At 34.3% G+C, this 12,714-nt stretch carries 12 protein-coding genes; 10 read left to right on the top strand and 2 right to left on the bottom strand.

Translation table 11 applies throughout. The features are described 5' to 3' along the window. Nucleotides 1-142: 142 nt before the first annotated feature. Together ubiE and porT are read left to right on the top strand one after the other, a co-directional pair. Nucleotides 143-871, top strand: coding sequence for a bifunctional demethylmenaquinone methyltransferase/2-methoxy-6-polyprenyl-1,4-benzoquinol methylase UbiE (ubiE, locus tag RM520_RS06275; protein WP_311384851.1), 729 nt, complete (start codon nt 143-145; stop codon nt 869-871). A 4-nt stretch (nt 872-875) separates the two neighbouring features. Then, complete coding sequence (gene porT / locus RM520_RS06270; RefSeq protein ID WP_311384850.1) at nt 876-1,574, top strand: type IX secretion/gliding motility protein PorT/SprT; 699 nt, start codon at nt 876-878, stop codon at nt 1,572-1,574. 27 nt (nt 1,575-1,601) lie between these two features. On the opposite strand, the gene RM520_RS06265 is transcribed toward porT, so the two are convergent. After that, nucleotides 1,602-2,324, bottom strand: a complete 723-nt coding sequence (locus RM520_RS06265; RefSeq protein ID WP_311387358.1) for a TrmH family RNA methyltransferase — start codon at nt 2,322-2,324, stop codon at nt 1,602-1,604. 25 nt (nt 2,325-2,349) lie between these two features. On the opposite strand from RM520_RS06265, the gene tamL reads away from it, so the two are divergent. Genes tamL through accD form a run of 3 tightly spaced genes read left to right on the top strand, consistent with a single transcriptional unit; the run spans nt 2,350 to nt 6,957 of the window. Continuing rightward, nucleotides 2,350-4,941 carry a translocation and assembly module lipoprotein TamL gene (gene tamL, locus RM520_RS06260; RefSeq protein WP_311387357.1) on the top strand — a complete coding sequence of 864 codons (2,592 nt, stop codon included), beginning with the start codon at nt 2,350-2,352 and terminating at the stop codon, nt 4,939-4,941. Nucleotides 4,942-4,995: 54 nt separating this feature from the next. Continuing rightward, the gene (gene fbaA, locus RM520_RS06255) at nt 4,996-6,063 is read left to right on the top strand and encodes a class II fructose-bisphosphate aldolase (protein WP_311387356.1); all 1,068 of its coding nucleotides are present in this window, start codon (nt 4,996-4,998) and stop codon (nt 6,061-6,063) included. Between the two features lie 18 nt (nt 6,064-6,081). Beyond that, on the top strand, nt 6,082-6,957 hold the full coding sequence (gene accD, locus RM520_RS06250; RefSeq protein ID WP_311384846.1) for an acetyl-CoA carboxylase, carboxyltransferase subunit beta: 876 nt from the start codon (nt 6,082-6,084) through the stop codon (nt 6,955-6,957). 35 nt (nt 6,958-6,992) lie between these two features. Here accD and RM520_RS06245 read toward each other — a convergent pair whose 3' ends face one another. Continuing rightward, the gene (locus RM520_RS06245) at nt 6,993-7,865 is read right to left on the bottom strand and encodes a hypothetical protein (protein WP_311384845.1); all 873 of its coding nucleotides are present in this window, start codon (nt 7,863-7,865) and stop codon (nt 6,993-6,995) included. A gap of 231 nt (nt 7,866-8,096) precedes the next feature. Between RM520_RS06245 and rpsO the strand changes: the two genes are divergently transcribed. The 5 genes from rpsO to RM520_RS06220 all read left to right on the top strand — a co-directional run bounded on the left by rpsO (nt 8,097) and on the right by RM520_RS06220 (nt 12,688). Further along, nucleotides 8,097-8,366, top strand: coding sequence for a 30S ribosomal protein S15 (gene rpsO, locus RM520_RS06240; RefSeq protein WP_311384844.1), 270 nt, complete (start codon nt 8,097-8,099; stop codon nt 8,364-8,366). Nucleotides 8,367-8,564: 198 nt separating this feature from the next. Then, on the top strand, nt 8,565-10,775 hold the full coding sequence (locus RM520_RS06235) for a polyribonucleotide nucleotidyltransferase (protein ID WP_311387355.1): 2,211 nt from the start codon (nt 8,565-8,567) through the stop codon (nt 10,773-10,775). Nucleotides 10,776-10,937: 162 nt separating this feature from the next. Then, nucleotides 10,938-11,801, top strand: coding sequence for a sigma-70 family RNA polymerase sigma factor (locus RM520_RS06230; RefSeq protein ID WP_311384842.1), 864 nt, complete (start codon nt 10,938-10,940; stop codon nt 11,799-11,801). Nucleotides 11,802-12,015: 214 nt separating this feature from the next. Beyond that, the gene (locus RM520_RS06225) at nt 12,016-12,231 is read left to right on the top strand and encodes a VF530 family protein (protein WP_311384841.1); all 216 of its coding nucleotides are present in this window, start codon (nt 12,016-12,018) and stop codon (nt 12,229-12,231) included. A gap of 1 nt (nt 12,232) precedes the next feature. Continuing rightward, complete coding sequence (locus RM520_RS06220) at nt 12,233-12,688, top strand: tRNA (cytidine(34)-2'-O)-methyltransferase (RefSeq protein WP_311387354.1); 456 nt, start codon at nt 12,233-12,235, stop codon at nt 12,686-12,688. Nucleotides 12,689-12,714 lie beyond the last annotated feature (26 nt).

The raw sequence follows: 12,714 nt of genomic DNA, 5'->3' as shown, positions 1-12,714 counted from the left end.
GGAAAGAGTTTTTGGGGTTTCCTTTATTGGAACATATCCCATAGTAAATATTCTAATTTCATCACAAAATTACATAATATTTTATTCATCATGCCGAATTGCCCTATTTTGGGTTATTGTATCTTTGCTAAAAAATTGCCAAATGTCGAAAACTGTTAGACCTTATAAAGATTCTGACTTAGGAAAGAAAGCACAGGTTACCAAAATGTTTGATACTATTTCGGGTAATTATGATGGCTTAAATCGGGTTATTTCCTTAGGCATTGATATTAAATGGCGTAATCGAGTTGTCAAACTTATTAGCGCCGCAAACCCAACTTCTATTTTAGATATTGCAACGGGTACAGGAGATTTGGCGATAGCAATGGTTAAGACGGGTGCTAAAAAAATAGTTGGTCTAGATATTTCAACGGGAATGTTAGAAGTTGGAAAAGTTAAAATAGCGGATAAAAATCTTTCTAAAACTATTGAAATGGTAGTTGGCGATAGTGAAAATCTACCCTTTGAAGACAACACATTTGATGCCATCACGGTGGCTTTTGGAGTTCGTAATTTTGAAAACTTAGACAAAGGCTTGGCAGAGATTTATCGGGTTTTACAACCATCAGGTACTTTTGCCGTTCTTGAAACTTCAGTACCTGCCAAAACACCTTTTAAACAAGGATATAAAATATACACAAAGTATATGCTTCCTCTCATTGGAAAAATTTTCTCAAAGGACCAATCTGCATATACTTACCTCTCAGAATCGGCCGCAGTATTTCCTTATGGTCAGGAGTTCAACAATATTTTAAGTAAAATCGGGTTTATAGCTATAGAACACAAACCCCAAACATTTGGGGTTGCAACAATTTATGTAGCTACAAAGTAATTAAATGAAAAACGCCCTATTTCTGCTTGTCATAGTAATATTGACTAGTAATCATCTTATCGCACAAATTGGTAGAGACCCCATTCTCAACATTCAGAACGAGGATAAAAAGCTAATTAACTTTGGGTATTATCTAGGTTTTAATCAATATGATTTTCAATTTGAATATGAAAATGATATTGGCCAAGATATTCTAGTAGAAAAGAGTTTTGGCTTTAATGTTGGTGTTTTAAGTGAAGTCAGAATAAATGAATTTCTTGATGTTAGGTTTGAGCCAGGTCTCTTATATACTTCAAGAAATCTGGGCTTTCCAGGATTTACATCTGAAGCTGATGCTATAAGAGAAGTACGATCAACTTATATCCGTTTTCCTTTATTACTTAAAGTAAGTACGAAAAGATTTAACAATATTAAACCCTTTATTATTGGAGGGTTTTACACTTCTTTGAATCTAGGTGCAAAAGAAGATAGTCTTGATGATAATAGTAGCGGAGAATTTAGAATGAAAAAAAGTGTTTATGGTTATGAACTAGGATTTGGCATTGATTTTTACACAGAATATTTCAAGTTTACACCTTCTATTCGAGGGGTTTTTGCACTAAATGATGAATTAATTAGAGATGATGACCCTAATAGTCCATGGACCGGTAATATCGCAGGTATGCGAACCAGGGGTATTTTTGTTAATCTGACTTTTGAATAATAAAAAATTGAAGTACACATTTTAAATTTAGCTTCTTCTTATTTCATTCAATAGAATTGCTGTAGCAGTGGCAACATTTAAACTTTCGGTGGTTACATTTCCAAATTGTGGAATACTGATTTTATTTTTTATTAGATTTTCTAAATCATCAGAAATTCCATTAGCTTCATTACCCATCATTAAAATTCCTTTCTTGGGAATATTTTCTGTATAAACTGATTCACCATCCATAAATGCGCCGTAAACTGGCATGTGGGCCGAAGTCACTAAGGTATTTAAATCCGTATACTGTACATTCACCCTAGTAATAGAACCCATTGTTGCTTGTAAAACTTTAGGGTTAAAACAATCAACAGTTGCTTTTGAACAAACTAAATTTGAAATTCCAAACCAATCACATAAACGTATCACAGCACCTAAATTTCCGGGATCTCTAACATCGTCTAATGCGACAATCCAATCCTCATAGTCTACCGGTTTATTTTTTGGTATTTTAAAAACGGCAAGTACTCCACTTGGGTTTTGAAATGCACTTATTTTTTTTAATTCATTATTGGTAATTGATAAAAATTCATAATTCTCAAAATGTTTTTTCAATTCATCGGTTACAATTATATATTCCGATTCAAAGTCTGAGCTCAAAAGTTCTTTGACTGTTTTAAGTCCTTCAACAAAAAAAAGACCATGTTGATTTCGGTACTTTTTTTGATGTAAGCTTTTAATCAGTTTTAATTGGTTTTTGCTAACCATATGAAATCACGTAATTTTGACTTTTATGAAGTTACTTTTAGTGCTTAAAAAATTCAGGGCAAAAATAGGTTTATTATTAGCAATGATTGTCCTAGCTTCATGCAATGCCATAAAAAAAGTAAACGAAGACGAATTACTTTTAACAAAAAACACCGTCTATGCTGATGGTCAAAAAACTAACAGTGAGGCAATAAAAGGTCTTATAGCACAAAAACCTAATAGTACTTTACTAGGTTACCCTCTTAGACTTAACTTATATAATCTTGCCAAAGACAATCCTGATTCTTTGTACCAAGACTGGCTAACAAGAAAGGAAGGACGCCAAAAAAGATTAAATAGTTTTTTATCTGAAAAACAAGTTAAAAGACTTGGAGAATCATTTGTTGTTAGAGGTTACAGCAATTTATTTAAAAGAATTGGTGAACCACCCGCAGTAATTGATAGTCTAAGAACAAACAAAACGATAGAACGTTTAAAAGGATATTATGGAAGTAAGGGTTATTTCAACAACTCTGCTAGCTACAACATAGTTCCATTGAAGAAGAAAAAAAGGGCTGAAATAAATTACAATGTTACATTAGGCGAGCCCTACATGATAGATTCTATAACTAAAACAATTGCCTCAAAAGATTTAGATTCTATTTATCAAAATAAACTAAATGAAGTCTTAATTAAGCAAGATTCACAATTTGATTTAGAAACTTTTACAAAAGAAAGGCAACGATTAACTAATCTTTTTAGAAACTCAGGTATTTATAATTTTCAAGAAAGTTCCATAAGTTATGATATTTCTCGTGACACCTCAATTACCGGAAATGACCAAAAAATGGATATTCAATTGAATATCAAAAATCTTTTAAATTCTAATGATAGTTTACCAAGCAAGGAGTACAAAGTCAATCGTTTTGAAAAAATAAAAATATTTTCTGATTATCAATTCGCAGATGATGTTAATGCTTTGGATTCCCTGTCATATAAGGATTATACTATCTATTTTAAAGATAAATTAAAGTATAAACCTAAAGCACTAACAGATGCTATATTTTTTGAAAAAGATAGCATTTATAGAGATTTAGATTATGTAAATACAAATCGTCAAATCACCAACCTTAATACCTTCAAATATCCATCCATAAGATTCGATGAAAATAATGAAAATGCATTATTAGTGGCCAATGTATTTCTGGCACCAAGACCAAAGTATTCCTTAGATACATCACTTGAATTATCTCGATCTAATATTCAACAAATAGGTAGCGCATTCTCTGTTTCAGTTATCACTAGGAACGTTTTTGGTGGTGCTGAGACTTTAAGTGTTTCAGCTAGAGGTTCTGTTGGTTTATTGGACGAACCAACTAATGATGAAGATTTTACATCTGAAATAGGAGGAGATATCAATCTCACTTTTCCACGAATTTGGTTTCCATTTAACACTGAGAAAATTATTCCTTATTACATGCTCCCACAAACAAGGCTTTCTGCTGGAACAAACTTTCAAAAAAATCTTGGTCTAGATCGTCAAACCGTAAATACTGTTTTGTCGTACAACTGGTCACCTACCAATTTCACAAAAAACACTTTAGAACTTATAAATATTGAATTTGTTAGAAATACTGATCCAGAAGACTATTTTATTGCATACAATAATACCTATGATAATTTAAACAGTATAGCTGATGCTTTTGAAGACGATCCTAATTTTTTTGAATTCTATGATGAAAATGTCACTCCAGATTTGGATAAGGACGATGAGCAAGATTTAATTATTCCAGATGGAACTTCTCAGTTCATTGATTCTGTCACACAGCCTGGATTTGAAATTAATGAAGATGATTTACAAGATGTTAGAAGCATAGAAGAACGTAGAGTTCGATTGACTCAGAATAACCTCATTTTTGCTTCTAATTTTACTTTTCAAAAAAACAATCGTGAGGATATTAATGATAATAATTTTTATCAGTATCGCGTAAGATTTGAAAGTGCTGGAAATCTTTTATCAGCCTTTTCCAATATTATACCCTTTGAAACTAAAGATGGACAAAGACTTGTATACGGAGTTCCATACTCTCAATACCTCAAAACAGATTTTGATTATATAAGACATTGGCGTGCAGGCAATCAACAGGTTTTAGCCTTTCACGGTTTTGTTGGGTTAGCTTTGCCTTACGGTAATGCAGATAATATTCCATTCGTTCGAAGTTACTTCGGTGGTGGCGCCAATGATAATAGAGCTTGGAATGTATATTCATTGGGACCTGGTCGTACGCAGAGTCTCAATGACTTTAATGAAGCTAATTTTAAATTAGCATTCAACCTAGAATATAGATTTCCTATTGTTGGAGATGTAAAAGGAGCTCTTTTCGCTGATGCAGGCAATATCTGGAATGTCTTTGACAATGTAGAAGATGAAGAAGCGACTTTTAATGGGTTTGATTCTTTAGCTGACATCGCTTTAGGCACAGGATTTGGCCTCCGATATGATTTCACTTATTTCGTAATCCGATTAGATATGGGACTTAAAACCCATGATCCTTCACTAAGAGGTTCTAAACGTTGGTTTAGAGATTATAACTTTGGAAAAGCAGTATATAACATAGGTATTAATTATCCTTTTTAAGCTAATATTTTTATTACTTTTGTTTCTTGTTTAAACCTTTAACCGACGAACAATATGTCTCATAATATTAAGCCTGGCGTTGCCACAGGTGATGAAGTACAAGCTATTTTTCAATATGCTAAAGAAAAAGGATTTGCCTTACCGGCAGTTAATGTAATTGGCTCCAATACCATAAACGGAGTTTTAGAAACAGCTGCTTCATTAAACTCACCTGTTATCATCCAATTTTCTAACGGAGGTGCACAGTTCAACGCAGGTAAAGGACTTTCTAATGAAAATCAACAAGCAGCTATTAAAGGTGCTATTGCTGGTGCAAAACATGTTCATGAAATGGCTGAGGCATATGGGGCAACTGTAATTTTACATACCGATCATTGTGCAAAAAAATTACTGCCTTGGATTGATGGTTTACTGGATGCTAGTGAAAAACATTTTAAGCAAACAGGTAAATCTTTATATAGTTCTCATATGATAGATTTATCAGAAGAGCCTATTGAAGAGAACATTGAAATTTGCAAAAATTACCTCGAGCGCATGGCCAAAATGGACATGACCTTAGAAATTGAATTAGGTGTTACTGGTGGTGAAGAAGATGGTGTAGATAATACTGATGTCGATAGCTCAAAACTTTATACACAACCCGAAGAGGTGGCTTATGCTTACGAAGAACTTTCTAAAGTAAGTCCAAGATTTACTGTAGCAGCTGCATTTGGTAATGTTCATGGAGTTTACAAGCCTGGTAATGTAAGCCTAACTCCTAAAATTTTAAAGAATTCTCAAGAGTTCGTTTCTGAAAAATATGGAGTAGCACATAATCATATTGATTTTGTTTTTCATGGTGGTTCTGGATCAACACTAGAAGAAATTCGTGAAGCTATTGGTTATGGAGTTATTAAAATGAATATTGACACTGATTTACAATACGCTTTCATGTCAGGTATTCGTGATTATGTAGAAAATAAATCAGGATATTTACAAGCTCAAATTGGTAACCCTGATGGGGCTGATTCTCCAAATAAAAAATTCTACGACCCAAGAGTATGGTTGCGAGAAGGTGAAAAAACATTCATTAATCGATTGAAAAAAGCTTTTGAAGATTTAAACAACATCAACACGCTTTAATCTAAACACCCTCGTTTTATGACAGCTTGGTTCAAAAGAAAAGAAAAGGGAATTCAAACCGCAACAGAAGAAAAAAAAGACACACCAAAAGGTCTTTGGTATAAGTCGCCCACAGGTAAAATTGTTGAATCTGAAGATCTTGCGAAAAACTTTTATGTAAGTCCTGAGGATGACTACCACGTGCGGATTGGTAGTAAAGAATATTTTGAAATTCTTTTTGACGATAATAAATTTGAGGAATTTGATGAAAAATTAAATTCAAAGGACCCACTCAAGTTTGAGGATACCAAAAAATATTCAGATCGTTTAAAAGCTGCTAAAGCAAAAACAGGTCTCAATGACGCTGTTCGTTCTGCAATAGGAAAGTCCCAAGGAAAACAACTAGTAGTTTGTTGTATGGATTTCAGTTTTATAGGTGGCTCTATGGGTAGCGTAGTTGGTGAAAAAATTGCGAGAGGAATAGACATGGCTATAAAGAAAAAGACTCCTTTTCTAATGATTTCAAAATCGGGTGGAGCTAGAATGATGGAAGCAGCACTTTCGTTGATGCAATTAGCTAAAACCTCAGCCAAATTAGCACAGCTAGCCGAAGCAAAATTGCCATATATATCATTATGTACTGACCCAACAACAGGTGGTACAACAGCCTCTTATGCTATGCTTGGAGATATTAATATTTCTGAACCTGGTGCATTAATAGGTTTCGCTGGGCCAAGAATCGTTAAAGACACGACTGGTAAAGAATTACCGGAAGGATTTCAAACTTCGGAGTTCTTAAAAGAACATGGTTTCCTAGATTTTATAACACACAGAAGGGAATTAAAGAAAAAGATTAATCTTTATATTGATTTAATTCAAAATTTACCTGTAAGAAAAGAAAAAGAGCTTGTTTAAAACAAGCTCTTTTTTTAGCAAATACTTTCACTCCACTAATTTTTTAAAAATCGTCTTAAAAAAACTTCATCACTACTTCCATCAGTATAAGTTAGAGTTCCTTTTGCATCACATTCACCATCGCCAAAATCAAGGCTTACGTTTGCATTATTTCTAGAAATACTTAGGACTCCACTTACGATGAACCTGCAGGAAAGCTCTCTACGTAACGGCGAAAGCACTTCCTTTTCAAAAGTATTTCCAACTTTATTATTGAAGGTTCTTTTTCCAGTTATTAGAAAAACATTATCTCCCCAAAATCCACTGCCATAGCCTTCAATCCATTCACGAGTTCTTTCTCCTTCAAAAGTAGCCGTTTCCCCTTCAGGCCAAACTGCACTAAATGAAGCATCGGCAGTACTCTGAGGATTACCATTTTCATTGCTACGCACCCTTAGAATGTTGGCACCACCCTCAATTGACACACTATTAAAGGTAAATTTTTCGAGATTTAAGGTTATAGTTTTTTCAGCAAGTTCCATATCTCTAGCATAACTTAAACTGATTATTCCGCCCAATATATTACCATTTGGCAATTCACAACCTTCACCAAAATCTATGGTCTTTTCCCTAGAAGTTTCGGTAACAACAGTAGTGATTGTAACGCATTCCGGTAAATAGTCTGAAAAATAACTTCCTTTAGAAGTATATATGATTTCATCCGTAGCGTATACATCTTCTGCAATAGCAGTAATTTCCTCTGATATCATTTCTGATTCATCGCTAAATTGAAGCTCGGTTTGGGTAATAACCAGTTCATTAGATATAATTTCATCTGATTCTTCCTCATTTTTATCACATGAGAACAGTGTCAAACATGCCAATGAAATTAGCATTAACTTCTGTACTTTTTTTAAATTCTTTTTCATCTTAATAAATTTTAATTGTTTTTAATGGGGCTAAATAAGTGCATCACCAAATGAACTAGTATTTATCTAGTAAGCACTTAAATGTTAATTTTTTAACGTCCTATAGTATGACCAATTCAAAACAAAAAGGTTTAATCTTTGCTAAAATTTTTTTCTTCAAAAAAAGAATTATCTTTGCAGCTTGATTGAAAGACAGTCTTATACATAAAAATCATTTAAAATAATATTGGAATGTATTTAACAAAAGAAGTAAAAGCCGAAATCTTTAAGAAACACGGCGGATCAGAAGGGAACACGGGTTCTACTGAAGGACAAATTGCATTATTTACACATCGTATCAACCATTTGACTACGCATTTAAAAAGAAATCACAAAGATTTTAATACAGAGCGTTCTTTGGTGAAATTAGTAGGTAAGAGAAGAAGTCTTTTAGATTATTTAAAGAAAAAAGATATTGTAAAATACCGTGAGCTAATTAAAGAGCTTGGTATTAGAAAATAATTGTTGGGGGAAGCATTGCTTCCCCTTACTTTTGCAAAGTCCTGAGTTTAATTTCAGGCGAACACAAAAAGCTACATTTAGTTTTTCATTGGTCACAGTGCTACTCGCACCAACACAACAACACAACCCGACCGTCCGGATGGCGGTAGACCAAATGTTTAACAAGTCCTTTTTTATAAAAAGGCAACACAAAATTTTATGATTCCAAAAACTTTTAAAGAGGTCATAGACCTCGGTGACGGTAGAGAAATTTCTATCGAAACAGGAAAATTGGCAAAACAGGCTCACGGTTCTGTTGTTGTACAATCCGGCAAGTGTATGTTACTATGTACAGTTGTATCTAACTACAAACAAGCTGATGTAGATTTTCTGCCACTTACTGTAGATTATCGTGAAAAATTTGCGGCCGCTGGGCGTTATCCAGGTGGATTCTTTAAAAGAGAAGCAAGACCTAGTGATGGGGAAGTTTTAACTATGCGTTTAGTAGACCGGGTTTTACGCCCACTATTCCCAAAAGACTATCACTCCGAAACTCAAGTTATGATTCAATTAATGTCTCATGATGAAGATGTAATGCCAGATGCAATGGCAGGCTTAGCCGCTTCAGCTGCAATCCAATTATCAGATTTTCCATTTGAGTGCGCAATTTCAGAAGCTAGAGTTGGTCGCGTTAATGGAGAATTTATAATCAACCCGACGAGAGCACAATTAGAAGAATCTGATATTGATATGATGATTGGTGCTTCTGCTGACTCTGTAATGATGGTTGAAGGTGAGATGGATGAAATTTCTGAAGAAGAAATGACTGAGGCTATCAAATTTGCTCACGAGGCTATTAAGGTTCAATGTGCTGCACAAATTAGACTAGCAGAGGCCTTTGGCAAAAAAGAAGTTCGTGAATACGAGCCGGAAAGAGAAGATGAAGATTTAGCAAAGAGAGTTCATGACCTAACTTATGACAAAGTTTATGCCGTAGCCAAAGCTGGTTCAGCAAAACATGAACGTAGTGCGGCTTTTGGTGAAATAAAGGAGGAAGTTAAAGCAACATTCTCTGAAGAAGAACAAGAAGAATATGGCGGATTAATTTCAAAATATTTTTACAAAGCTGAAAAAGCCGCAGTTCGTGACCTTACTTTAAATGAAGGTTTACGATTAGACGGTCGTAAAACTGATGAAATTAGGCCAATCTGGTGTGAGGTTGATTATTTACCCTCTACACATGGTTCTGCAATTTTTACACGTGGAGAAACACAAGCTTTAGCAACAGTAACTTTAGGTACTTCAAGAGAGGCTAACCAAATAGATATGCCATCTTTCGAAGGCGAAGAACGTTTCTACTTACATTATAACTTCCCTCCTTTTTCAACTGGTGAAGCACGACCAATTCGTGGAACATCAAGAAGAGAAGTTGGTCACGGAAACTTAGCACAACGCGCCTTAAAAGGAATGGTTCCAGAAGATTGTCCTTATACCGTTCGTGTTGTTTCTGAAGTGTTAGAATCTAATGGTTCTTCTTCTATGGCAACCGTTTGTTCCGGTACCATGGCGTTAATGGATGCTGGTGTTCAATTAAAGAAACCTGTCTCAGGTATTGCAATGGGACTAATTTCTGATGCAGATTCTGGTAAGTATGCTGTTTTATCTGATATATTAGGTGATGAAGATCACTTAGGTGATATGGATTTTAAAGTAACCGGTACATCTGATGGTATCACTGCTTGTCAAATGGATATTAAGGTGAAAGGTCTATCTTATGAGATTTTAGTTAATGCATTAAATCAAGCTCGAGATGGTCGTTTACATATCTTAGGAAAATTAACTGACACTATTACAGCTCCAAATGCAGAAGTAAAAGAACATGCACCAACAATGGTATCTAGACGTATACCTAACGAATATATTGGAGCATTAATCGGACCTGGTGGAAAAGTAATTCAGGAAATGCAGAAAGAAACGGAAACGACTATCGTTATAAACGAAGATCCGGTTACGGAAGAAGGTATTGTTGAAATTTTAGGTGTAGGTAGTAAAGGTATTGATGCCGTAATGGCAAAAATAGATTCTATATTATTTAAACCTGAAGTTGGTAGCGTTTACGAAGTAAAGGTAATTAAGATGCTTGATTTTGGTGCTGTTGTAGAATATATGGATGCCCCTGGCAATGAAGTTTTACTTCATGTTTCTGAATTAGCATGGGAACGAACTGAAAATGTTTCTGATGTTGTAAACATGGGTGATGTCTTTGATGTCAAGTACTTTGGACTTGATAAACGTACAAGAAAAGAAAAGGTATCACGCAAAGCACTTTTACCTAAACCTGAAGGTTACGTAGAACGTCCACCTAGAAATGATCGCGGTGACCGTCGTGGTGGAAGAGACAATCGCGATAGAAAACCAAGAAGAGACTAGTACTTTTCTATTCAATATTTAAGAAGCCCTTGTATGTTATTTTCATGCAAGGGCTTCTTTTTACAAAAAATAATTGAAATAAATTTTACCAAATTGTAACTTTTTTCGTTTTTATACGTATAAGTATATGCAGTCTATGCGAATTAAACTTAAATTCTTTTAATGAGACAGCTTAAGATTACAAAACAGGTCACTAATAGAGAGACCGCATCTTTGGACAAGTACTTACAAGAAATTGGAAAAGTTGACTTGATTACCGCTGATGAAGAAGTAGAATTGGCACAACGCATCAAGGCAGGCGACCAGATCGCTCTTGAAAAACTTACAAAGGCCAATCTTCGATTCGTGGTATCTGTAGCCAAACAGTACCAAAACCAAGGACTTACCTTACCGGATTTAATTAACGAGGGCAACCTTGGTTTGATTAAAGCTGCACAACGTTTTGACGAAACAAGAGGATTCAAATTTATATCATACGCAGTATGGTGGATTCGTCAGTCTATTTTACAGGCCTTGGCCGAACAATCAAGAATCGTTCGTTTGCCATTGAATAAAATTGGATCTATAAATAAAATCAATAAGACTTTTGCGTTTTTAGAGCAAGCACACGAACGTATGCCTTCCCCTGAAGAAATTGCGAAAGAATTAGATATGACGGTAGAAGATGTCAAACAATCTTTGAAAAATTCTGGTCGTCACGTATCCATGGATGCACCGCTTATTGACGGGGAAGATTCAAATCTTTACGATGTACTTCGAAGTGGAGAATCTCCAAATCCTGATAAAGAATTACTTCATGATTCCTTACGCACAGAAATTGAGAGAGCTTTAGAGACTTTAACGCCTCGTGAAGCTGATGTAATAAGATTATATTTTGGCCTTGCTGGTCAACATTCTATGACTTTAGAAGAAATTGGTGAAACTTTTGATTTAACCCGCGAACGTGTGCGTCAAATTAAAGAAAAAGCCATTAGAAGATTAAAACATACTTCTAGAAGTAAGATTTTAAAAACATACTTAGGGTAAAACCCTCACAAATTACAGTTAAATAAACCTTAAATTGTTTTTTTGGCAAGAATATTGTAATTTAGTTAACTACAACAGTTTATCATGACTGTTCGTTTTTTGATTGATGAATAAACTCCGGCTGATTACCGGAGTTTTTCATTTTATAAACTTTGTATTTTTCTTTGTTAAACTCTTGAAATACAAACTATTTGTTCAATATAATTTAGAAAAGATGGAACAAGCTAATAATCCTCTTCACGGTGTTAAACTTGCAGATATAATGGAAGAATTGACAAAAGAACATTCCTGGGATTACCTTGCAAATCAAATTAATATTAATTGCTTTAAAAGCAACCCTTCAATAAAATCAAGTTTAAAATTTCTGCGCAGAACGCCATGGGCAAGAGAAAAAGTGGAACAATTATATTTGAGAACTATTAAAAAATAAGATGCCATTAAACATAGTTTTAGTTGAACCTGAAATCCCTAATAATACTGGTAATATCGGCAGACTAAGCCTTGCCACTGGATCTACTTTACACTTAATTAAACCTTTTGGTTTCGAATTAAATGACACTCGACTAAAACGAGCAGGTTTAGATTATTGGCAACATCTTTCAGTCATTATTTATGAAGATGTCAATCAACTTATGAATAAACATCGTGACAAAAAGTTCGCTTACCTTTCAAGTCATGGTGCTAAAAATCACTGGAATATTCCTTTTGAGGATGATATGTTTTTGGTTTTTGGTAAAGAATCAGTTGGCTTGCCAAATTCAATTATTTCAAACCATCAAGAAGAACTTTTTAAAATCCCAATGTATAGCAAACATATTCGGAGCTTAAACTTAGCTAATGCTGTCAGTATTGTTGTATACGAAGGATTAAGGCAAATGAGTATTTAAATTCAAAAGCTATAATAATCATCAGA

The sequence above is a fragment of the Croceitalea vernalis genome (assembly GCF_031846405.1).
GTDB lineage: Bacteria > Bacteroidota > Bacteroidia > Flavobacteriales > Flavobacteriaceae > Croceitalea > Croceitalea vernalis.
This window is presented reverse-complemented; position numbering and strand designations above follow the sequence as displayed.

Coding starts and splice junctions, on each gene's coding strand:
- RM520_RS06235 (WP_311387355.1), top strand. CDS start 8,565: ATGATTCCAAAAACTTTTAAAGAGGTCATAGACCTCGGTGACGGTAGA.
- RM520_RS06265 (WP_311387358.1), bottom strand. CDS start 2,324: ATGGTTAGCAAAAACCAATTAAAACTGATTAAAAGCTTACATCAAAAA.
- RM520_RS06220 (WP_311387354.1), top strand. CDS start 12,233: ATGCCATTAAACATAGTTTTAGTTGAACCTGAAATCCCTAATAATACT.
- RM520_RS06230 (WP_311384842.1), top strand. CDS start 10,938: ATGAGACAGCTTAAGATTACAAAACAGGTCACTAATAGAGAGACCGCA.
- accD (WP_311384846.1), top strand. CDS start 6,082: ATGACAGCTTGGTTCAAAAGAAAAGAAAAGGGAATTCAAACCGCAACA.
- fbaA (WP_311387356.1), top strand. CDS start 4,996: ATGTCTCATAATATTAAGCCTGGCGTTGCCACAGGTGATGAAGTACAA.
- ubiE (WP_311384851.1), top strand. CDS start 143: ATGTCGAAAACTGTTAGACCTTATAAAGATTCTGACTTAGGAAAGAAA.
- porT (WP_311384850.1), top strand. CDS start 876: ATGAAAAACGCCCTATTTCTGCTTGTCATAGTAATATTGACTAGTAAT.
- tamL (WP_311387357.1), top strand. CDS start 2,350: ATGAAGTTACTTTTAGTGCTTAAAAAATTCAGGGCAAAAATAGGTTTA.
- RM520_RS06225 (WP_311384841.1), top strand. CDS start 12,016: ATGGAACAAGCTAATAATCCTCTTCACGGTGTTAAACTTGCAGATATA.
- RM520_RS06245 (WP_311384845.1), bottom strand. CDS start 7,865: ATGAAAAAGAATTTAAAAAAAGTACAGAAGTTAATGCTAATTTCATTG.
- rpsO (WP_311384844.1), top strand. CDS start 8,097: ATGTATTTAACAAAAGAAGTAAAAGCCGAAATCTTTAAGAAACACGGC.